Here is a 20,420-nt window from a genome sequence, read left to right as displayed (position 1 = left end):
CAAAAGATTCTTTAACTTTTGTCCCAGCACGTTTATTAATCCACCAATAAATGAACAAATTCTTCTTTGGTGATATTTACAAAGTAGTCTTCAAAGTTAAACGCTGCTAATGCTTGCCAAATTGATGAATACTGATAGTCCACACCTAATAAAGCTGCAACGATTTCCGCTGTTTCTTTTTTGGCAAAGTAATCACCATAAATCGTTAACTCAATTATTTTACCTTTTTCAACAGTCAAACGTGCATCCACAATGCCGCCTTTAAACTTTTCTTCTTTTTTGATCGTAAATTTAGGCGCTTCACCAAAAATCCAAGCTTCATTGCCATACACTTCAGCGACCAATTTCCTAATTTCCTGCTGATCTGCTTTGGTTAGGACATATTCTTTCTCCGCAATTTCAGTTAGAGATTCGACATCAAAGAGCTCCATCAGTAAACGATTGCGAAATTCCTCGATGGTTAATTGTTGATATTTTTCGTCTAAGTACGGCCGTAAATTGGTTACGCGTCCCCGAACAGATTTTGTCCCTTTTGATTCAATTTTTTTCTTAGAAACAGTTAAGACACGTTGAACTTCTGCCAAATCAACATCATACATCAAGGTACCATGAGTATACATCTTCCCCTTTTTTGTATACATGGCATTGCCAGAAAATTTTTTCCCATCAATTAATAAATCATTGCGACCGCTAATCTCGGCCCCCGTTGCGCCCATTTTATGTAATGCTTCAATAATTGGTTTAGTGAACGCTTTAAAATCCCCAAAAGCTTGATGTCCTTCCTGAACAACAAAACTAAAGCTGACATTCCCGAGATCATCATAAACAGCACCACCGCCCGATAAACGGCGAGTAATAACGATTCCCTTCTCTCTAGCATAAGCTAAGTCAATTTCTTCATAAGCATTTTGATTTCGGCCTAAAATAACACAGGGTTCCTGAATATAAAACAACACTAAGGGCTCTTCAAAAGAGAGAGTGTTTAATAGATAATCTTCCGTTGCTAAATTTTCACGAATATCTCGTGACTGCATTATGACATAACGCATAAGGTCGCCCCACTTCTTTTTCTTCTAGTGTATCACTTTCTTTCAAAATTGGTTCACTAAACGTCTTCTCTGGCCATTCTCAAAAGAGGATGATCAACAAAAAAAGAACGTGGGACAACAATCACTTTGGATGTTTGTTCCACGCTCAAAATCTAATAAACAGCAGTTACAGAACTGTTTAGCTTTTTAATCTAACCAAGTTACTACTTCTGAAACATCTCGTCGGACTGTTTCAAAGCCGGGTGTTTGAGCTTTGCCAATCGGAATAATCAGTCCGTTCACTAAATGATCCTCAATATTAAATAACTTGCGAACAGCTTCTGTTTCAAAACCAGACATCGCCACAGTATCATAGCCTCGATCTTTTGCAGAAAGCATCAGCTGCATCGCAACTAAGCCTTGGTCTAACATTAGCCACTCTCTTTTTTGTTCTTCGCTAACATCATAGTACCAAGAAACATTTTCATTAATTCCTTGACGAATTTCTTCCGTCATCGTTCCTTGTGCGACAGCTTTAGCACTGATTTCATCTGCATTGGCCACTGTATAAGCAGTCAAATCACCTAATAAAATAATCACCGCCGCTGCCCCTTTAACTGCTGGTTGTTGCATCGAAACTTCGTAAAGGGCCTCTTTTTGTTCTTTTTCTGTGACAATTAAAAAACGCCATGAATTTAAATTGGTACTATTTGGCGCGAACATCGCTTCCTCAATTATGGCCATTAATTCCTCTTTAGGAATCTCAACATCTGGCATAAAATCCCGAACTGAGCGGCGGCTGCGAACAACATCTTGATACATCATATTTCTTCTTCCTTCCTCTTGCCTTACTTGACATAGTTATTATTACTCACTATGATGGAGAAAAAAAGTACGCACTTTTTATTCACCTAGGAAGAAAAAAGTAACCATTACGTGTCACAAGGAGAAACTATGACAACTGATAAACAAACCAGTATCAACTTAGCCCTTTCCACCATTAACGGCAAATGGAAATTATCATTAATGGATGAATTATTCCAAGGAACCAAGCGCAACGGTGAATTGATGCGTGCGCTCGACGGAATCACTCAGCGCGTCCTGACAGATCGCTTGAGAGAAATGGAAAAAGATGGCCTAGTCCATCGAGAATCCTTTAACGAACTACCCCCGCGTGTGGAATATACGCTCACTCCGGAAGGATATGCTCTTTACGATGCCCTCTCTTCACTTTGCCATTGGGGCGAAACATTTGCACAAAAAAAGGCGAGACTTAACAAATAAGTCTCGTCTTTTTTTATCTATTTTGGGTATTATGGGTAAACTTAAGATATTTTTGAAGTCCTTCTTGAATTGAATAAACGGGCGAAAAACCTAAGCCTTTCAAAGCAGAACTATCTGAAAGAGAATATTTTATATCGCCATCTCGTTCCTTTTGATAAGAAACTGGCAAAGAAAGTCCCACTAATTGGTTCATTTCTTCAATTAATTGATTAAGGGAAATGGCAACTTCGGTACCCACATTATAAACATGTCCCAACGCTTCACTTTTGGTTGCTACTAAATTTAATGCAGTTAGGACATCCTCAATGTAGATAAAGTCACGTGTTTGCTGACCGTCTCCAAATATTTGAAATTGGCTCGCTTGCCCTTGCTCTAATTGGATATAACGATCCATCAAAATGGACAGGACACCAGAATAGGGTGAAGCAGGATTTTGATTGGGACCATAGACGTTAAAGAAGCGAACTGCACTCGTGGGTACCCCATGTAAATGGTATTCATTGAGAACATAACGTTCAGCAGCAAACTTATCAATAGCATAGGGACTCAAAGGGCAAATCACCGAAGTTTCTCTTTTAGGCAACGTTGGCTCTGCACCGTAAACGGCTGCCGACGAAGCAAAAACAAAACGTTTGAGCTCTTTTTGATATTTTTTTATTGATTCCAGTATTTTCAATACACTTAAAAAATTGACCTCGTGGGTCTCTAGAGGCTGTGCCACAGAACTTGCCACGCTTGCCACGGCCGCAAGATGAAAGATATACTCAAACGAATGCTTTGAAAGTACTTCGTCCAATAATTGCTGATCCGTCACACTTCCTTTAATAAAAACCAACTGCTCAGTTTGTTGCAAATTTGACACTCGCCCCATGGACAAATCATCAATCACAAAAACTTGATACTGTTGACTATAAAAATTAGCCAAATTAGAACCAATAAAGCCAGCTCCTCCAGTAATTAATAGTTTCTTCACCTCTTTGTTTCCTCTCTTTTTTTTAATTTAATTCCACTTTTTTCGTGTTATTTTCTCTTTGGAATAAAAAAATGCAATATCGAATGAACACATAACTTACAATAGCCACAGCTAATAAAAGTTCAAAAGTAGACAAAATATTTAACAGACTCGTTAGGCCTACCTTTTCTGCAAATAAAGGTTTAACTTTGACTAATGCTGTCGCAGAAATTACTAATGGGAATGTAAAGGCAGCATAACTTGGATAGAATGTCACTTGCATAATTTTATATAGATTCACTACTACAATCCCATAAATACATTGAGATAAAATTAGCAAGAAAACAACTAATGGCATATACAAATGACCACCCATTGAAATATAGCCAGCTAAACATAACGAACCTGGCGCTGTCATAATCGTCAATAAAGGAATGGTCGATTCAGGCATTTCTTTCGACTTCGTAATTCTCTTGATTAAAATTGGTAACAAGAGTAAATAAAAGAACAACGCTACCCAAAAAACAATTTTTCCCAACTCATTGATAAACAATTGAGAAGTATTAGGAATAACGCCAATGCCGACAAACGTAATAAACCAGCTTGGATAAATATGTTCCAGTTCGATTTTTGTTGGAAAAATATGCACCGCTACAAAATAAATCATTAAAATAAAATGTAAAATCACTGCGCCAATCCACAACACGTTAATCCAAACAGCATTGGTAAATATCCGATCTAAGAAAACACAGATAACCATTAAAGCCATTGTAAATGTTGGTGATACCGAAGCAATAATTGGATCATCTAAGGTGCTTAATGCATGTTTCATTGTAAAAATAATTTTTAAAATAACTAAAATCATTAAGAGACTGCCAAGTACACAATAAATGGTCCCAATTGTTGCATATCCCAAGGAATAAAGTAAATTCCCCAAAGAAACCATCCCTAAAATTAGTCCGCAAATGGGAATCGGGACTTTCCGCAAGAATTTTTTCGCACTTTCTACCATTATGTAGTCACACTCCGTCTTTATTTATTATTATTGATATTAATCAAAAGTATGTTATTATACTAAATGAAATATTTATATTTGTAAAATAAATATTTGCAATACCAACTATTAAGATAGTAAATAGAAAGAGGCGATTTTATGTTCGAATGGATCAAAACATTTATTGCTGTGTATGAAACCAAAAATTTTAGTGCGGCGGCCAAACAATTGTATATTTCTCAGCCAACTGTTTCTTTGCAAATCAAGAAATTAGAGCAACACTTTTCGATCAAGCTGTTCTATCGTAATGGAAAACAATCGGTTATTCCTACCAAAGAAGCTGATTTTTTATATCCAAAAATGCTCTCGATTATTGAAAGCTTAACTACTTCTTTTGCGCAAGCTGCAGAAAAAGAGAATTTTAAAGAAGACTGCATTATAGCCTCTTCAAATACAGTTGCTATTTATTTACTGCCAGATATTATGGAGAGTTTGGTTACCGCTTTTCCACTCATCAACTTTTCGATTCAACTGATGAATTCAAACGAAGTCGTGGATATGGTTCAAAATAATCATGCCCACATTGGACTAATTGAAAAACCCATTGAAACCAAAAATCTACACAAAGAAATTGTTTATGAAGATCAACTAGTTCTAGCAGGAGATGCCGCTTCAAAATTTTGGCTCTTAAGAGAAAAGAACTCTGGCTTACGTTTTTTCAATGAGCTTTATCTCAACGAACACAGCATCAACTTACCAATTATCGAATTAAACAACAACGAAGTCCTGTTACAATTGCTAAAAAATAACATTGGGCAATCAATTGTTTCTCGATTATCTATTTCCGATGAGATCCCTTGGCAACCAATTGATCAGTCCTTTGCTTCTCGAAAAATTTTCATTGTCCAGACCGATCACCATGCCAATACTTCCTTCTCTGAAGTTTATAACCGAATCGTTGAAAAAATTCGTGAACGACAAACCTAAAAAACAGGAAAACGACTTAGCTTTCGCTAAATCGTTCTCCTGTTTTTTATTTATCAGTTTCCTCTACCAATTCAAATTCAAAAGGTTCTAACTCAAATAGTTGGTGTAAAATTTGCTGGGTTTCTTGGAACACTTGTTGTGGCTCTTTACACAAAAGAGTGCTTTGAATGGTCTGTTTTTTTGATTGAAAAAGAATTCTCGTCTCCTCTTCCTTAAATACAACTTGATGAGTTTCCCTTTCAAACATCGTATATTCTTCGAACATTTCCATAACTAATTTTTGACGAAACCCTTCTTTGAGTGCTAATAAAGTTACTAAATCTGCAACGGTTAGCGTTTCTAACGCAATTGTTTCATCTTCTACATGAACAAGATAATTCGTACACTTCACATTCGGACAGGCATTGCAGCCGCCATTAATCAAGTCTGAGGTAGTTGTTATTTTCACCTGTTTCATCTTAATCCTTCTTTCCTACTTTTCGAGAAAAACACAAGGGGTCTCCTCAAAAATATTCAATAAAATATGATTGACTTCTTGAAAGACTTCTTCGTGATTTCGGCATTGTTTTTCCATTACTAAACGCAGATCATTCACAACAAAAGTCAACGTCGTCGCTTGTTGGGAAACATGTATACAACGGTTGCCTTTAACAAAACATTCTGTTTGTTCTTCAATGAATGGTTCTTTTTGATAGCCATATGCTAAAGCGATACATTCCAGAATTTCGTAGATTTCTATTTTTGGAAGTTCATAGCTACAGCTACCGATAACTAGTTGAAAACGGTTCGGCTGTTTTTCATTATTGCTTGCATAATACACTGTTGTCGTTGTCATTTTGCCTCCTTATCTCCTCTATTTTCCTACTCTTATCATAACAAAAAAAGCACGCTTCCCTTATTTAAATTGTTAATAAAGACTATTACAGATTGGTATAACCACACCTAAAAAGTTCGTGATATAATTCACTAAGAAAGAAATATTACAGAAAGAAGAGATGAACGATGAAAGTATTTAACAAAAAAGTCGCAATTATTGGTACTGGTTTTGTTGGCACAAGTATCGCCTATTCCATGATCAACCAAGGGATTGCGAATGAATTAATCTTAGTTGATATTGACAAAGCCAAATCTGAAGGCGAAGCAATTGACTTATTAGATGGTGTGTCTTGGGGTCAAGAAAATGTAAACGTCTGGGCTGGCGACTATCAAGACTGCCAAGATGCCGATATCGTCGTGATTACAGCTGGTGCTAATCAAAAACCTGGGCAAAGTCGTCTAGATTTGGTTTCAATCAATGCAGAAATTATGAAAACAATTGTTAACAATATCATGAAATCTGGTTTTGATGGAATTTTAGTGATTGCCTCAAATCCTGTCGATGTACTGACTTATGTGGCTTGGCAAGCTTCTGGTTTACCTGTTTCAAGAGTAATTGGAACTGGTACAACTTTGGACACAACTCGTTTCCGCAAAGAACTGTCTCAACGTTTAGCGATTGATCCACGCAATGTTCACGGCTATATTATTGGCGAACACGGGGATTCTGAAGTGGCTGTCTGGTCTCATACCATGATTGGTACCAAACCTATTTTAGAAATTGTGGATACGACAGAGCGCTTAACTAGTGACGATTTACCAATCATTTCTGATAAAGTGAAAAATACAGCTTATGAAATTATCGATCGCAAACAAGCGACCTATTATGGGATTGGTATGAGTACTGCACGCATTGTTAAAGCCATTTTAAATAATGAACAAGCTATTTTACCTGTCTCAGCTTACTTAGATGGGCAATATGGGCAACAAGATGTATTTACAGGGATTCCTGCAGTCGTTGGCAATCAAGGTGTGACTGACATTATTGAATTGAATCTGAATGCCGCTGAAAAAGAACTCTTCCAAAAATCAGTGACACAATTAAAACAAGTGATGGCATCGTTACAACCGAACGCTTAGTAATTTTCAACTAAAAATAACACTTCAACTAAATTATTCTCTACCAAAATAGATTCTAATTCCCCTTTATCGTTCTTTTTGGTACCATGAAAGAAGAACTTCAACTAAAGCAGAAATTAGGAGGACAAAAAATGGTAATCCAAGGAGATACGTTAGAAAATAGCGCACGTCGTTTATTGCAAGAACGTGGCGTAACAATGAATGATTTAGCTGAACTTGTGTTATTTTTACAAAAAGATTATATTGACAATTTAACATTAGATACTTGTTTAGAAAGTGTTGATGCCGTGTTAACAAAGCGTGAAGTACACAACGCGATTATTACAGGTGTCCAACTGGATATTCTGGCAGAAGAAAACAAGCTACTCTCACCGTTACAAGAAATTTTAACGGAAGATGAAGGGCTTTATGGCATTGATGAAATTATGGCGCTCTCCATTGTAAATGTTTATGGATCTATCGGTTTTACGAACTATGGGTATATCGACAAGGTAAAACCAGGCATTTTAAAAGAGTTAAATGCGCATGATGGCGAACATGTCCACACATTCTTGGATGATATCGTGGGCGCAATTGCGGCTGCGGCTGCCAGTCGGTTGGCCCACTCACAACCAGATTTAAGTGATATTACTAAATAAAAAACTTGCCTCTTCATTTTTATGAGAAGAGGCAAGTTTTTTATTTGCTGGACTTCTCACAAGCTTTCTACTTAACAGTAATTATTTGCCGTGTTATGTTACAGTTAAGAATAAACAGCTAAAGGAGGTTATCTAGAAATGAAAAAGTTTTTACGCGTATTTTTAATTTTTATTGGGGTATTCTTTCTTGCAAGTTGCGGTTCAAAAATAGAGACAAAAACCTTTGTAGGTTCGCCACAAGATGGGATTGATTCCACCTTAACCTATACGTACCAAGGAGATAAAGTCTTAACGCAAACGGCTAAAAACATTGTTTCTTATGACAAATTGGGGATTACAAAAGAAGAGGCAAAAACAGCGTTGGAACCCGTTTCTAAACAATATGAGGACATCAAAGGGCTTGATTACAAACTGACCTATGAGGACAAACAAGCCATCGAAAAATTGACGATTAATTATGAAAAACTTGATTATGATAAAGCAAAAAAAGTGGATGGTATCCAGATTGATGGAGATTCTTCTAAGGGAATTAGCATGAAGAAAAGCCAAGAATTGGTGGAGTCACAAGGTTATACAGAACAAAAATAATAAAAGAAAGCGTGCGACAATGGGCATTGTTGCACGCTTTCTTTTGATTATTTAAATCGATGTTGCCATCTTCACTGCCTGAATTGGGTCAAAATGATGGACAGAGTAAACGACTGTACCGGCTTGCCAAACTACTGAGTTGCGATTATAGTCAGTGGTTCCTGCCACGTTCAGTGTGATTTGACCAACGGTATTCGGTGCTGGCAACGTTTCTTGTTCCAAAATATTAACAACATTTTTCGCTAAATCATCAGGCGATTCACCATTGATATTTGAGGCCCGTACGACTAAACTCCAATTGCCTTCTTGCCAAGATAAGTAACTAGAACCTGCCGCCCCTTGTTTATACCCAGTAATATTGTAACCTAAATCTACTGGTTGACCGCCATTGTCAATGATTTGGTTCACTGCATTTTTTGCTTCGGCATCAGAGCCATATGTTTTTTTCTCAAAAGAACTAATTGGCGTTAACTGATTAACACGTGCATCATTCACTGGAATCGCTTCTTTTTCTGCATAATATAAAACACGGAAATTGTTTTGATCCGCTTGTGATGTTGTCGCTGCAGTTAAAAAGTTATTCGTTTGACTCGTTAAAATTGCCTGCGGTAAGCCTTGACTAGGAAACATGTTTGCTAGCTGGTTAAGCACTTGGTTGGCTTGGTCATCTGGATTCGCATTTTTCGCTGGTGATTGCTTCTCTGCTGAGCCATTATTTGCCGCTTCCTTCGTAGAAGAAGCTGTTGCTTTCGAATCAGCTGTTGTTGTTCCTGACGGTTTCGCATCACTAGATTTTGTTGCTGCTTTGCTACTTGATTCTTTTGTAGCAGATGCTTTTGTACTCTCGACTGTGGTACTTTCCGCAGCACTGGAACGACTATCCGTATTTTCTGTACTTTTTCCGCCGCCGCATGCTGCTAAAGCAAGGGTTAAAAGAAAAGCACTAGAAATAAGCCCTATCTTTTTCATAAGAATTCCTCCTTGTTTTCCCTACCCTTATTGTACCTTAATCATGTGTATCCGTCACTTGTTTGTGTTTCGTTCTAAGTTGGTTTAAATAACAAAAGTGGACGGTAGGATTCGAACCTACACCTCAACATTGAGCAAGAATAAACTACTGTTAGTCTCTATGAGTTTAACACCACGTTCATCCACCTATTTGATTGATCCTTTGTATCATAACTTAGAATAATTAAATTGCCTTTAAGGAGCTTCAAAGATTATATGAAGAATTGTAAAAAATCTGTGACGAAAAAACGATTGAACCAATCAGTAGATACACTGAGGTTCAATCGTAACCAATTGTTTAATTATCTGAAAAAACTCACAATTCAACGTTAGTCCCTGGTGCTTTTTTGTTTTCCCCTTGTTGTTTTTTTAAGAATATCCCCAAAATGACAGTGATAATAGGGCAAAGCAATGGGAAAAAGGCATACGGTAAGTATTCTAGTGCACCAACTTTTAACGTTCCCATAATGAAGGTACCACTAACTCCCCAAGGAATTAACGAGTTGACTGCCGCCCCAGCATCTGCCAAAGTACGAGTTAAATATTTTTTATCAATACCTAAACGAGTAAATGAGGATTTAAATGTTTCCCCTGGTAAAATAATTGACAAATATTGTTCGCCAACTAGTAAGTTAATTCCCACAGAACTTAAGGCAGTTAAAGCGATTAATTTGGCTGGATTATTCACATAGCCTTTAATTTTATCAATTAAAGTAGCCACGATGTTAAACTTAATCAACAAACCGCCCAAACCTAATGCCAAAATAATCAACGCAGCAGAACCTAACATGCTTTCAATCCCACCACGAGATAAAAGTGTATCAATACTTTGATCCCCTGTATCTGCCACATAACCACTCATTAAGATGGTAGAAACTTTCGCTAAACTTAGGTGATGATCATTTATAAAAGCTAAGATGACCGCCACTGTAGAGCCGACTAGTAACGTTGGAATAGCCGGTACCTTTTTCCAAGCGAATAAGAATAAAACCGCTACTGGCAACAATGTAATCGGTGAAATCCAGAATCCTTGATGTAACGTTTGGACCATTGCATCAACCGATTGTAAATCCGCCGAACCAGATTGATGCCCCAAGAAGATATAGCCGACAATCGAAATAATAAACGCCGGAATAACAGTGTACATCATGTTTAGTATATGTTCAAAAAGGTTCACGCCACCAATTCCAGCAGCTAAGTTTGTTGTATCAGATAACGGTGAAATATTGTTCCCTAAAAAGGCACCTGAAACAACTGCGCCAGCTGTCATCGCATTGTCGAATCCAAGAATATGTCCAATACCTAGAAAGGCAATCCCCATAGTTGAAACAGTCGTAAAGGAGCTCCCTACCGTCACACCAACTAGTGCGCAGACCACAAAAACGGTTGGTAAGAAGAACTTCACTGAGATAATTTTAAAACCATAGACCATAATTGTTGGAATCGTCCCAGACAAGATCCAAGTAGCAACTAAGACACCTATCAACAAGAAAATAATAATCGGAATGATCCCTGGTTTAATCCCTTCCACAATGCCTTCGTGGATCTCATCCCAAGAAAATCCTTTCCATTTGCCATAAAGCAACAACAACATGAATACAAAAAGAATCGGTATGTGAGGGGTTAATTTTTGACCAATAATTAAGTACCCGAGAATCGCTAACAAGGCAATCAAAATGCCTAAACTTTCAGCGAACGAAACAGTGGGTTTCGTTGATTTCATATGAAAACCTCCTTTTATGGAAAGCGAAAACTGAAGCAATAATCGAACTTGCTTCAGTTTCCAAACGACAATTTACTATAGTCATCAGGTGAAGAGGCACTCAGCAAAATAATTGCTAGCCTTTTTATTCACCTAAATCTTCTTTTACTTCCGTTGCCCAACTTGCTTTTTTAAAGCGATTAATGATTAACGGAATCACAAACATAACAATAGTGATTAATGCAACTAAGACTGCATCAGTCACGGTTGTTGTACCTAATGTGGCGAAAATAACAATGATAACACTAAAAATTAACATTGCTGCCACTAAATAAGCTAAGCCATTACCTTTTTTACCAATTCGGTAAGGACGTAGTGTATCTGGTTGAGATTTACGTAATTTAATTAGGGAAATCGCAATCAATACATACACAATACTATAAATAATTGTTGTTGCATTTGTTAAAGTTAAGAATACAGCGTTGACATCATCCATTACCCCATAAAGTAATGCGAATAATGAGATAACCACAGATTGTGTTAACACAACGTTACGAGAAACGCCATATTTATTTTCGCGATGGAAGCCAAATTTTGGTGGCAATAAGCCATCACGAGCAACTTGAATAATTGTTTTTGATGGTCCAGTAACCCAAGCAGATAATTGTAATAACACACCTAAGAAGACCATGAAACTAAAGATATTACCAATAATTGTTGGTAAACCTAAAACGTCACAATAAAGCAAAATTGGTTGTGTAATGTTAGACAATTCCATTTTGCCATTTGGAACAATATTAGCAACAAACATTGCATTAATAACGTTTAATAAAACTAAACCAATTAATGAAATGAAAACGCCTTTTGTATAATTTTTTGTTGCATCTTTCAAACGAGGAATATAAACAGAAGACATTTCAATCCCAACAAAGATAAACGCAATCCCTGCTAGATATTTAAATGTGTCCATATTTTCTAAGTTTGGTAAAACTTTTGACCAAGAGAAGGCACCTAAATAGCCGCCAGGTGTTAAGCCTACTTTAATCATTGAAAGAAGACCTAAAACAAACATAACTAATACTGGGATGTAAACACCTAGCCAAACACCAATATTTCCGCCAACTTTCGCCATGTCAAATTTCAAGTTCAAGATTGTAATAATCCAGTAAATCACTAAGATACAACCTAATACGAACCAATGATTTTCACCTAAGTGAACATTACCAAATGTATTACCTAGCAAAGGGCCTAATGTAGAAGCAACCATTACCATTCCTGGGAACATTTGCACCCATAGTAACCAAGCGACAACAAAACCCCATTTGCTACCTAAGGCAGTTTTAACCCAAAGTTGAGGGCCACCTTCTTGAGGAAGCATCGTAGATAATTCACCAGATATCAATGCGATTGGACCAGCAAAGAATAAGACCGCGAAAATTGTGTAAGAAATTAATGTCCAACCAACAGCAGCAAGTGTTGGGATACTACGTACAGTTGCACACAATGCCATTGTTAAACCGATAAAAGTACCTAATTCAATTTTTTTAACTTGTTGTTTATCCAATTTTGTACACTCCTTATAAGATTTTGGATAAGGAGCATGAATGACTGTTATACGCTGAGTAAAACAGTCATTCGACTGCCTCTTACCCAGACAAAGAATTGGTTAAGAGGTTAGCCGTCTGGTTGATTTCTCTCTTGAATAAATCAACCAGAAGAACGTTCCCTCGTTCGGTTACCATTTCTTTTTTCCGTTTAAGATTCAATTATTTTACGTCGTAAATTTGTTCTAATTTTTCTTGTAAAGCAGCTTGAATCTTAGGAGCGTAAACATCAAATTCTTCTTTATCGTTCATGTATGGAGTCATTACAGCAGCACGTAACACAGTTACTTTACCTGCACGGTTCCATTCTTCGTCACTAAATCCTAAGCTGTTTACAAATTTTAATGGGCTGTTGCCATAATCTGGAATAGCAAAGTCAGTATGTGAAGTAATGAATTCGTTGTTGTAAATATTTCCTTTAACGTATGATGCATAGTCATATACATCATGGTTTAATTTGTTCATTGCTACTAAATCATCGTTGCCTTTTTCTTTAAACACATAGTCAACCATGTTGAAGTCTGGATGAGTTAATGTGTGGACTTCGATTTCTTTGTCGCCAACTTTGAATGTTAAATCATTCAAGAAGTTATAGAAATGATGTGATCCTTCAATTGAAGCACCAATTAATTTACCATAACCTGCAACGTTTAAAGGTAAAACGTGATGTGCAGCCCATACAGAAGCAGCTGTTGCACCAGCTTTTGAACCTTCAAGGATATAAGCACCTAGTAACGCAGGAATATCGGCACCTTTTTCAAATACGTAAGTTGCGAAGTAAGAAATAACGTCGCGCATACGGATATCTTGGATAACGATACCACCAGCTGAATAAGGGATATAACCCATTTTATGAGGGTCAATTGTTACTGATTCTGCTAATTCGATTGCTTTATATGCATCATACACTTCTCTTGAAATGTGTTCTTTTTTCTCTTTGAAGACACCGTATTCTTCGTGAACATCTTGTAAATCTTCGTAAGGGATGAAGTTGTTGTCTTCGTCTAAGAAGATGGCACGTCCATAACCACCATAAGCAGCATCAACGTGTACATAATAGTAAATACCGTCTTTCATTAATTCATCGCGTAAAGCAATAATTTTATCGATTGAGTCAACGGCACCTTCTTCAGTAGAACCAACTACACCGACAACACCTAGCACTGGAATTTGTTCTTCTGCTAAGCCACGAACGATTTTTTCTAATTCGTTGATATCCATACGGTAGTTATGGTCAACTGGTACTGGGATAACTTGATCTAAACCGATACCGATAATATCAGCAGCTTTTAACCAAGAATAGTGTTTAGTTTGTGGGACTAACCATTTACCGATTGCTTGTAAATGTTTACCTGAACGAGCTGAATGAGCTTTGATTTCATCAATTTCATCTTCAGCTGATTCTAATAAGTCCATAATTTCTTTTGTTGGCATGTTCAATAGTTCCCAATCTGATTTGCCAGCAACTAATTCTGGTTTTACTTCTTTCATAGCAAATGGTAATGATTTAATGTTACGGGCATACCATAAGCCTTCTAAGTTAGCTAAAGAACCATCAGCAACGATGTGTCCCCAACCATTTTTGTAGCTCATTAAGTGAGCAAATTCATGTCCTACTTCTTCTTCCATTTGAGAAGTTGCTGGAGAAGATTCATAGGCAACGTTGTTCCCGTTCCATAGCATTGCAAAGTTGTAAGCTAATAGAGAAGGCATTAATGTTTCTGAGTTCATATGTCCCCAATATCTACCTGCTGTATGCCATGGAACTGAATGTGTACGCATGCGAGAAGAAATTTCATTCAATACATCTTTCATATGGTTGACAGTTTTTTCGTAGCTTTCAGATGTGCGTTCTTGAGAAGAGATAACTGGCATGTCTTGTGGCATGTAGTTTTGACGCCATCCTAAATGTTCATCTACTAAGTCGATCAACAAGTCTTTATATAATTGTCCGTTTTCGGCTTTGTCCCCAATGAATAGTGCATTAAGGTTCATTTCGCCTTTTGCTAATTTTTCGTTTTTCATACGAAAATTCCTCCTTACAAATTTTAATGAATTAGATTTTGCATTCACAACTTACACCCAAACGGCTAAAGTGTAAAGAAGAAAAATAACAATGGTTATCATAGCTCTTTAATTTTATAATTTTTTCACAAGGTGTCTTGTCAGAACCATTATATAAAAAAATAAGAGTGGGATTGTGTGTACAATCCCACTCTTATTAGGTGTATTAACGGTTTCACCACTACCTGTAAGGAGAAATAGAATTTTAACTTTGATCAAATAATCACACGTCTTCTCTTCGTGAAATTATTATCAATTTCTAATCCATTACTTTTGCTAAAAAGTAATTTTTCTTCCCTTTCCGTACAACAACGAATTTTCCATCGAAATGTTGTGTTGGATCGACTGCAAAATCTAAATCGGTAACTCGGTCACCGTTAATACTTATAGCTCCTCCGCTCACATCTTCGCGAGCTTGACGTTTTGATGGTTCGATTTCTGTGTCAACTAACCAATCTACGATGTTTTTAGCATCTTTGGTAATTTCAACAGTTGGCACATGTTCTAACCCTTGCTCGATTTCCTCAATCGTTAAGTCTTTAATATTGCCTGAGAAAAGAGCTTCTGAAATTTTTTGCGCTTCTTCTAATGCTGCATCATCGTGAACAAATCGTGTCACTTCTTCAGCTAAGCGTCTTTGTGCTTCACGTTTACCTGGTTCTTTTTCAACTTTTTCAGCTAACGCATCGATTTCTTCTTTATCTAAGAAAGTAAAGAATTTCAAGTATTTGATGACATCACGATCATCTTGGTTTAACCAGAATTGGTAGAATTCAAATGGTGAGGTTTTCTTAGGATCTAACCAGATAGCGCCACCCGCTGTTTTCCCAAATTTTGTACCATCTGCTTTTAGCATTAAAGGAATGGTTAACCCGAATACTTTGGCTTCTGGTCCTTCTTTTTTACGAATCAAATCTAATCCTGCAGTGATATTGCCCCATTGATCAGCGCCACCAATTTGCAATTGAATATTATGTTTTTTATGCAATGTGTAAAAGTCAATTGATTGAAGAATTTGGTATGTGAATTCTGTAAAGGAAATGCCACTTTCTAAACGACTAGCGACAATGTCTTTTGCCAACATCGTGTTGACATTAAAGTTTTTCCCGTAATCTCTTAAAAAATCTAATAAAGATAGTTCTGATAACCAATCGTAGTTGTTCACCATTGTTACCTCAGCATCTTTACCAAATAATTTTTTCATTTGGTTTGAAAGACTGTCCACATTATGTTGCACAGCTTCCATCGTTTGTAAAACACGTTCAGTTGTTCGTCCACTTGGGTCACCAATAGTTCCAGTTCCGCCACCAATTAAAATGTATGGGTGATGACCTGCTAATTGGAATCGTTTCATCATCATAAAAGGAATTAAATGTCCAATATGCATGCTATCTCCAGTTGGATCGACACCGCAATATAGCGAAATGCTCGTATTTTCTGTAAGTTCTCTTAGTCCTTCTTCGTTTGTTTGTTGATTGATTGCATCACGCCATGCTAGCTCGTCAATGATATTCATGTTATCACCCTCCATATTTATAATTATCTCTTTATAGGAAATCGTTCATTTAACGAAACAAACGATTAACACACTTGTTTTTACACGATATTCCGTGTTTATTTCTATGTATACACGGGTTCACGAAATTTTCTTTGGTCTGCCACGTATTCAAAAAAAGAATACAAAAAATCCCTAAGCCGTCAAAACGACTTAGGGACGAATTTCTCGTGGTACCACCCAAATTTATACATAGTTTAATTTATTTAAAATACTATATACCTCTTAACAAATAACGCTGTTACCCGTGCCCTGTAGGCAGAAGCTCAAGAATGTAATTCGATAAATAACGTGTACTAGTTTCCAGCGCCACTAGCTTTCTGTAACAGTGGTTATTTCTCTACTGCTTTTCTGTCATTGCTTTGTATTTAACTTGTACATGTAGCATATTCCTTTTCGTTTTTTTTGTCAACACTCTTTGCTTAATTTTTTTTACTTTTATAAAAGATGTCCCTTTTTCACAAAAATAAAATAACGAATTCAAAATAATATTTATTTGTTTTAACAGCAACTACAGATAAAAAAATAACGAAAAAATTTAAAAAATATTCTTTAAAAATTTTTTGACTTTTTTTGTGATTTTCTATACTTTTATAAAATTCCCGAAGAAAAATGACGAACTTCGGATCAGAAGTTCGTCATTTTGTGAAAAACAGTTTTAAAGAATTGGTGAAAATAATCGTGAAATTTGTTGTTTAAAAATCAACCATTTTGACATGTCGCGAACAACTTCTGGAGTCATTGTTGTACATTTTTTTCGATCTTCTAAAAAAATTGCTTCTAATTGATCAATGATTTTTTTATCATATAACACAGCATTTGCTTCAAAGTTTAATTTGTAACTTCGGATATCTTGATTGGCTGAACCAACTGTGCAGACTTCATCATCCATAATCATTGTTTTCGCATGTAAGAAACCACCGTTATAAATTAAAATTTCAATATTTTCTTTCATCAATAAGCGGCCGTAATACTGTGTTGCTCGATAAATAAACGGATGGTCGGGCTTATCTGGAATCATAATTTTAACATCTACTCCTGAAGCCGCAGCAACCTTTAAAGCAGCCAAGACACTATCATCAGGAACTAAATACGGCGTTTGAATCCAGACTCTTTTCTTGGCAGAAGTAATCAATTTAATAAAGGCCAATTTAATTTGTTCACGGTCACTGTTAGGACCACTGGCAATCATCTGAATGGATGTATTTGCCTCTGGCACCAATGCTTCAAGTTTAAAGAAATAATCCAATTGATACGCCACACGATTTTTCTCGGGGGAAGAGACGTTCCAATCCATTAAAAAACGCATTTGCAGTAATGAGGCTGCTGGCCCTTGAATCCGTAAATGCGTATCCCGCCAATAGCCAAACTTTTTAGTCGTTCCAGCATATTGATCGGCAACATTAAAGCCGCCAATGTAGCCTACTTTTCCGTCAATAACAACAATTTTCCGGTGATCATGATAATTCAAACGAAACTTCAAAAGTGCTTTTTGAGAAGTAATAAACGTTTGGACAAAACCACCGTTTTTTTTCAATTCATTCAAATGATGAACCTTGGTGCCCTTTGAGCCAAAGGCATCGTAAAGCAACCGCACTTCAACCCCTTCAGCCGCCTTTTCTTCTAATAAGTTCAAAATTTTGGTACCGATATGATCCGTTACAAAGGCATAATATTCAATATGAATAGAGTGCTGAGCTTTTTTTATATCCGCCATCAACGCATTGAATTTTTCCGTACCATCCGTAAAAATTTCAACATCATTTTTCTTAGTCAGAGGCATCCTATTTAACGAGGAAAAAAAGTCTGTAAACTGTTGTTGCTCCTCCGTCGGCATCTTTTGACTATAAAGTTCAAAACTTTCTTCTTGGAAATTCTGAAAATTCTCTAATTCCCGCAAATCACTTTGTTGCAAATAAAATTTCTTTTTGTCGGTTAAACCGCGACCAAAGAATAAATATAAGAAAAAACCAAAAACGGGTAGAGCAATCAGTACGAGTAGCCATGCCCAAATTGCTGCTACATCTCGAGGTTTTAACAAAATGGTAATTCCCGCAATAATTGCATTAATAAAATAAATAACTGTTAAGACGCTAAGAATCAATTGTCTTCCTCCTTTATTTGTTACGTTTTAGTATACCATCAATTACGGATTTGGAATATCTTTTCTTTAGCGACTTCTGTCTCAAAAAATAAAAAGAGCCCCCATTCTAGTTAGTGATACTAGAATGAGGGGGTCTTTTTGATGTTTGTTTGAAAGTCTTTTAACTTAATTTCGTGTAAATGGACCTTTAGGAGCAATCAATTCTAAATTTGTACCATCTGGATCGGTAAAGTAAGCAACCCCTGTACCAAAACCGCTCTTCAAGCCATCTTCTTCTTGGAATGTAATCGGCTCTCCATCAGGTTCTACGCCAATCGCTCTTAAACGTGCAACAGCTGCATCAATATCTTCCACTTCGAAACACATATGCATTGCACTAATTTGTTCGTTGGAATAAGAAGCTTTTTCTGATTTTGGTTTAACATATTCTAATAAATCAATATTGATGTTTTCTAGATGCACATTGGCATACTTGATTAATGTATCATCTAACCCTTGTGTTTGGGCCATCCGTTTTCCACCAATTTCATCACGATTTGCGATTTTTGTTCCTGTTAATGCTTCATAAAACTTCACTGATTCATCCAAATTACTGACTGTAATCCCCACGTGGTTGACTACTGAAAAACCTTTAACTGCTTCACTCATTGTATCTCCTCCTAGTTAATTTTTAGAAATCAAACGTGTCTGGATCTGGTCCCACACGTAACGATTCATTCAATTGGTTAATTTGTGCCATTTCTTCTGCACTTAGTTCAAAATCAAAGACCGCTGCATTGCTAATCATCCGTTCTTTGTGGACAGATTTCACGGCTAATAAGATATCTTGTTGAATATCCCAACGTAAAATCACTTGGGCTGCTGATTTATTATGGTTCTCAGCAATCGCCAAAATGGTTTCGTTCGATAATAATTGACCTTGCATCAATGGTGACCAAGCTTGGACTTTGATATCATGTTTTTCACAGAAATCACGCACTTCTTTTTGATCCAATTTTGGATGTAGTTCCACTTGGTTAATTACCGGAACAACTTTTGCATAAGAAAGTAAATCTTCTAAATGATGAACTTGGAAGTTGCTGACACCAATTGCTTTCACTTTTCCTTCGGCGTATAAAGTTTCTAAAGCTTGCCATGATTCTTTGTAAGAATTATTTCCTGGCCAATGAATTAAATACAAATCTAAATAATCTAAACCTAAACGTTCCAAACTATCATTGAAAGCTTGAATTGTTTCATCATAGGAAATATGTGCGTTCCAAACTTTCGAAGTAACAAATAAGTCCTCACGGTTCAAACCAGTTGCCGCTAAGCCTGCTTTAATTCCTGCTCCTGTGCCAGATTCATTGCCATAGATTTGCGCTGTATCGATTAAACGATAACCATTGATAATCCCTTCTTCGACCACTTTTGCTGTCTCTTCATCTGGTATTTGGAATACCCCGAGACCCATTCCTGGAATTTTAGTGCCGTTGTTTAATGTTACTGTATCTGCTAGTGATGTAATCATTTGATTCGCTCCTTTAACGTTTTCTGATATCATCATATACCGTGCCGTACATGCTGTATAGTACGTACTTTTTCGTTTCATAGGAACCAAAAAGTGCGCTTTTTGGTAAATTCGCTTTTTTAGCCTGAAAAATTTTTAACTTTTTTTATATAACGTACTTTCTCGCTCTTCTAAGCGTAGCATTCTTTAACCGATTTAACTAGTGTATCTCTCACGACACACGACATTTTATGTAAAAAAAGAGAACGCGTACTCCGTCTTCGAAACGTCCTAAGACGCCGACAGAATACCGTTCTCGTGGGTTTGGCACCCAATGGGGGCATAGGGATTCGAACCCTAGACCCTCTGATTAAGAGTCATTAATGTCAATTTTTAAATAAAATTAATATACCTCTTTTAGTATTAAACTATCACTCTTTATCTTATGATAGGTCAATGTTTTTTTG

The 20,420-nt window shown here is 36.6% G+C and carries 19 protein-coding genes and 1 other annotated feature; of the genes, 5 read left to right on the top strand and 14 right to left on the bottom strand.

From position 1 onward, the window contains the following. Positions 1-35 precede the first annotated feature (35 nt). Together PYW42_RS02510 and PYW42_RS02505 are read right to left on the bottom strand one after the other, a co-directional pair. On the bottom strand, positions 36-1,049 hold the full coding sequence (locus tag PYW42_RS02510) for a lipoate--protein ligase (protein ID WP_002389569.1): 1,014 nt from the start codon (positions 1,047-1,049) through the stop codon (positions 36-38). 186 nt (positions 1,050-1,235) lie between these two features. Then, positions 1,236-1,853, bottom strand: a complete 618-nt coding sequence (locus tag PYW42_RS02505; protein WP_002355466.1) for a nitroreductase family protein — start codon at positions 1,851-1,853, stop codon at positions 1,236-1,238. 111 nt (positions 1,854-1,964) lie between these two features. Between PYW42_RS02505 and PYW42_RS02500 the strand changes: the two genes are divergently transcribed. Then, positions 1,965-2,312 carry a winged helix-turn-helix transcriptional regulator gene (locus PYW42_RS02500; protein WP_002355464.1) on the top strand — a complete coding sequence of 116 codons (348 nt, stop codon included), beginning with the start codon at positions 1,965-1,967 and terminating at the stop codon, positions 2,310-2,312. Between the two features lie 13 nt (positions 2,313-2,325). Here PYW42_RS02500 and PYW42_RS02495 read toward each other — a convergent pair whose 3' ends face one another. Beyond that, complete coding sequence (locus PYW42_RS02495) at positions 2,326-3,285, bottom strand: GDP-mannose 4,6-dehydratase (protein ID WP_002389617.1); 960 nt, start codon at positions 3,283-3,285, stop codon at positions 2,326-2,328. Between the two features lie 22 nt (positions 3,286-3,307). Continuing rightward, the gene (locus PYW42_RS02490; RefSeq protein WP_002364849.1) at positions 3,308-4,276 is read right to left on the bottom strand and encodes a TDT family transporter; all 969 of its coding nucleotides are present in this window, start codon (positions 4,274-4,276) and stop codon (positions 3,308-3,310) included. 141 nt (positions 4,277-4,417) lie between these two features. Between PYW42_RS02490 and PYW42_RS02485 the strand changes: the two genes are divergently transcribed. Next, entirely contained in the window at positions 4,418-5,245 is an 828-nt protein-coding gene (locus tag PYW42_RS02485; RefSeq protein ID WP_002358639.1) for a LysR family transcriptional regulator, read from the top strand. A 46-nt stretch (positions 5,246-5,291) separates the two neighbouring features. On the opposite strand, the gene PYW42_RS02480 is transcribed toward PYW42_RS02485, so the two are convergent. Continuing rightward, entirely contained in the window at positions 5,292-5,702 is a 411-nt protein-coding gene (locus tag PYW42_RS02480) for a DUF4809 family protein (RefSeq protein ID WP_002367972.1), read from the bottom strand. A gap of 15 nt (positions 5,703-5,717) precedes the next feature. Beyond that, the gene (locus tag PYW42_RS02475; RefSeq protein ID WP_002364850.1) at positions 5,718-6,080 is read right to left on the bottom strand and encodes a DUF4809 family protein; all 363 of its coding nucleotides are present in this window, start codon (positions 6,078-6,080) and stop codon (positions 5,718-5,720) included. A gap of 167 nt (positions 6,081-6,247) precedes the next feature. Between PYW42_RS02475 and PYW42_RS02470 the strand changes: the two genes are divergently transcribed. The 3 genes from PYW42_RS02470 (at position 6,248) to PYW42_RS02460 (ending at position 8,427) form a co-directional block, all read left to right on the top strand. Next, a complete protein-coding gene (locus tag PYW42_RS02470; RefSeq protein WP_002358635.1) occupies positions 6,248-7,201 on the top strand; it encodes an L-lactate dehydrogenase in 954 nt (317 codons plus the stop codon). 131 nt (positions 7,202-7,332) lie between these two features. After that, positions 7,333-7,839: a phosphatidylglycerophosphatase A family protein gene (locus PYW42_RS02465; protein ID WP_002355457.1), complete on the top strand. Its 507-nt coding sequence runs from the start codon at positions 7,333-7,335 to the stop codon at positions 7,837-7,839. A gap of 138 nt (positions 7,840-7,977) precedes the next feature. Next, on the top strand, positions 7,978-8,427 hold the full coding sequence (locus tag PYW42_RS02460) for a YehR family lipoprotein (protein WP_002355456.1): 450 nt from the start codon (positions 7,978-7,980) through the stop codon (positions 8,425-8,427). A 51-nt stretch (positions 8,428-8,478) separates the two neighbouring features. On the opposite strand, the gene PYW42_RS02455 is transcribed toward PYW42_RS02460, so the two are convergent. The 8 genes from PYW42_RS02455 to PYW42_RS02420 all read right to left on the bottom strand — a co-directional run bounded on the left by PYW42_RS02455 (position 8,479) and on the right by PYW42_RS02420 (position 20,010). Continuing rightward, positions 8,479-9,396, bottom strand: coding sequence for a hypothetical protein (locus PYW42_RS02455; protein WP_002379086.1), 918 nt, complete (start codon positions 9,394-9,396; stop codon positions 8,479-8,481). Positions 9,397-9,751: 355 nt separating this feature from the next. Continuing rightward, on the bottom strand, positions 9,752-11,158 hold the full coding sequence (gene nhaC / locus PYW42_RS02450; protein ID WP_002363118.1) for a Na+/H+ antiporter NhaC: 1,407 nt from the start codon (positions 11,156-11,158) through the stop codon (positions 9,752-9,754). A 124-nt stretch (positions 11,159-11,282) separates the two neighbouring features. Continuing rightward, the gene (gene tyrP / locus PYW42_RS02445) at positions 11,283-12,701 is read right to left on the bottom strand and encodes a tyrosine-tyramine antiporter (RefSeq protein WP_002355453.1); all 1,419 of its coding nucleotides are present in this window, start codon (positions 12,699-12,701) and stop codon (positions 11,283-11,285) included. 202 nt (positions 12,702-12,903) lie between these two features. Beyond that, a complete protein-coding gene (gene tdc, locus PYW42_RS02440) occupies positions 12,904-14,766 on the bottom strand; it encodes a tyrosine decarboxylase (protein WP_002355450.1) in 1,863 nt (620 codons plus the stop codon). A gap of 298 nt (positions 14,767-15,064) precedes the next feature. Continuing rightward, on the bottom strand, positions 15,065-16,321 hold the full coding sequence (gene tyrS, locus PYW42_RS02435; RefSeq protein WP_002355444.1) for a tyrosine--tRNA ligase: 1,257 nt from the start codon (positions 16,319-16,321) through the stop codon (positions 15,065-15,067). Positions 16,322-16,512: 191 nt separating this feature from the next. Continuing rightward, positions 16,513-16,727 (bottom strand) — a binding site (T-box leader). Positions 16,728-17,018: 291 nt separating this feature from the next. After that, positions 17,019-18,464: a cardiolipin synthase gene (gene cls, locus PYW42_RS02430; protein ID WP_002361214.1), complete on the bottom strand. Its 1,446-nt coding sequence runs from the start codon at positions 18,462-18,464 to the stop codon at positions 17,019-17,021. A 165-nt stretch (positions 18,465-18,629) separates the two neighbouring features. Continuing rightward, positions 18,630-19,112, bottom strand: a complete 483-nt coding sequence (locus PYW42_RS02425) for a VOC family protein (RefSeq protein WP_002355441.1) — start codon at positions 19,110-19,112, stop codon at positions 18,630-18,632. A 22-nt stretch (positions 19,113-19,134) separates the two neighbouring features. Next, the gene (locus PYW42_RS02420; RefSeq protein WP_002384874.1) at positions 19,135-20,010 is read right to left on the bottom strand and encodes an aldo/keto reductase; all 876 of its coding nucleotides are present in this window, start codon (positions 20,008-20,010) and stop codon (positions 19,135-19,137) included. Between the last annotated feature and the right edge of the window lie 410 nt (positions 20,011-20,420).

It is taken from the genome of Enterococcus faecalis (assembly GCF_029024925.1).
Lineage (GTDB): Bacteria > Bacillota > Bacilli > Lactobacillales > Enterococcaceae > Enterococcus > Enterococcus faecalis.
The sequence above is the reverse complement of the archived record's forward strand: the minus strand, read 5'-3'. Positions and strand labels throughout refer to the sequence as shown.

Excerpts from the sequence above, each read along its gene's own strand:
- PYW42_RS02510 (WP_002389569.1), bottom strand. The coding sequence starts at position 1,049 with ATGCGTTATGTCATAATGCAGTCACGAGATATTCGTGAAAATTTAGCA.
- PYW42_RS02505 (WP_002355466.1), bottom strand. The coding sequence starts at position 1,853 with ATGATGTATCAAGATGTTGTTCGCAGCCGCCGCTCAGTTCGGGATTTT.
- PYW42_RS02490 (WP_002364849.1), bottom strand. The coding sequence starts at position 4,276 with ATGGTAGAAAGTGCGAAAAAATTCTTGCGGAAAGTCCCGATTCCCATT.
- PYW42_RS02485 (WP_002358639.1), top strand. The coding sequence starts at position 4,418 with ATGTTCGAATGGATCAAAACATTTATTGCTGTGTATGAAACCAAAAAT.
- PYW42_RS02480 (WP_002367972.1), bottom strand. The coding sequence starts at position 5,702 with ATGAAACAGGTGAAAATAACAACTACCTCAGACTTGATTAATGGCGGC.
- PYW42_RS02475 (WP_002364850.1), bottom strand. The coding sequence starts at position 6,080 with ATGACAACGACAACAGTGTATTATGCAAGCAATAATGAAAAACAGCCG.
- PYW42_RS02470 (WP_002358635.1), top strand. The coding sequence starts at position 6,248 with ATGAAAGTATTTAACAAAAAAGTCGCAATTATTGGTACTGGTTTTGTT.
- PYW42_RS02465 (WP_002355457.1), top strand. The coding sequence starts at position 7,333 with ATGGTAATCCAAGGAGATACGTTAGAAAATAGCGCACGTCGTTTATTG.
- PYW42_RS02460 (WP_002355456.1), top strand. The coding sequence starts at position 7,978 with ATGAAAAAGTTTTTACGCGTATTTTTAATTTTTATTGGGGTATTCTTT.
- PYW42_RS02455 (WP_002379086.1), bottom strand. The coding sequence starts at position 9,396 with ATGAAAAAGATAGGGCTTATTTCTAGTGCTTTTCTTTTAACCCTTGCT.
- nhaC (WP_002363118.1), bottom strand. The coding sequence starts at position 11,158 with ATGAAATCAACGAAACCCACTGTTTCGTTCGCTGAAAGTTTAGGCATT.
- tdc (WP_002355450.1), bottom strand. The coding sequence starts at position 14,766 with ATGAAAAACGAAAAATTAGCAAAAGGCGAAATGAACCTTAATGCACTA.
- tyrS (WP_002355444.1), bottom strand. The coding sequence starts at position 16,321 with ATGAATATCATTGACGAGCTAGCATGGCGTGATGCAATCAATCAACAA.
- PYW42_RS02425 (WP_002355441.1), bottom strand. The coding sequence starts at position 19,112 with ATGAGTGAAGCAGTTAAAGGTTTTTCAGTAGTCAACCACGTGGGGATT.
- PYW42_RS02420 (WP_002384874.1), bottom strand. The coding sequence starts at position 20,010 with ATGATGATATCAGAAAACGTTAAAGGAGCGAATCAAATGATTACATCA.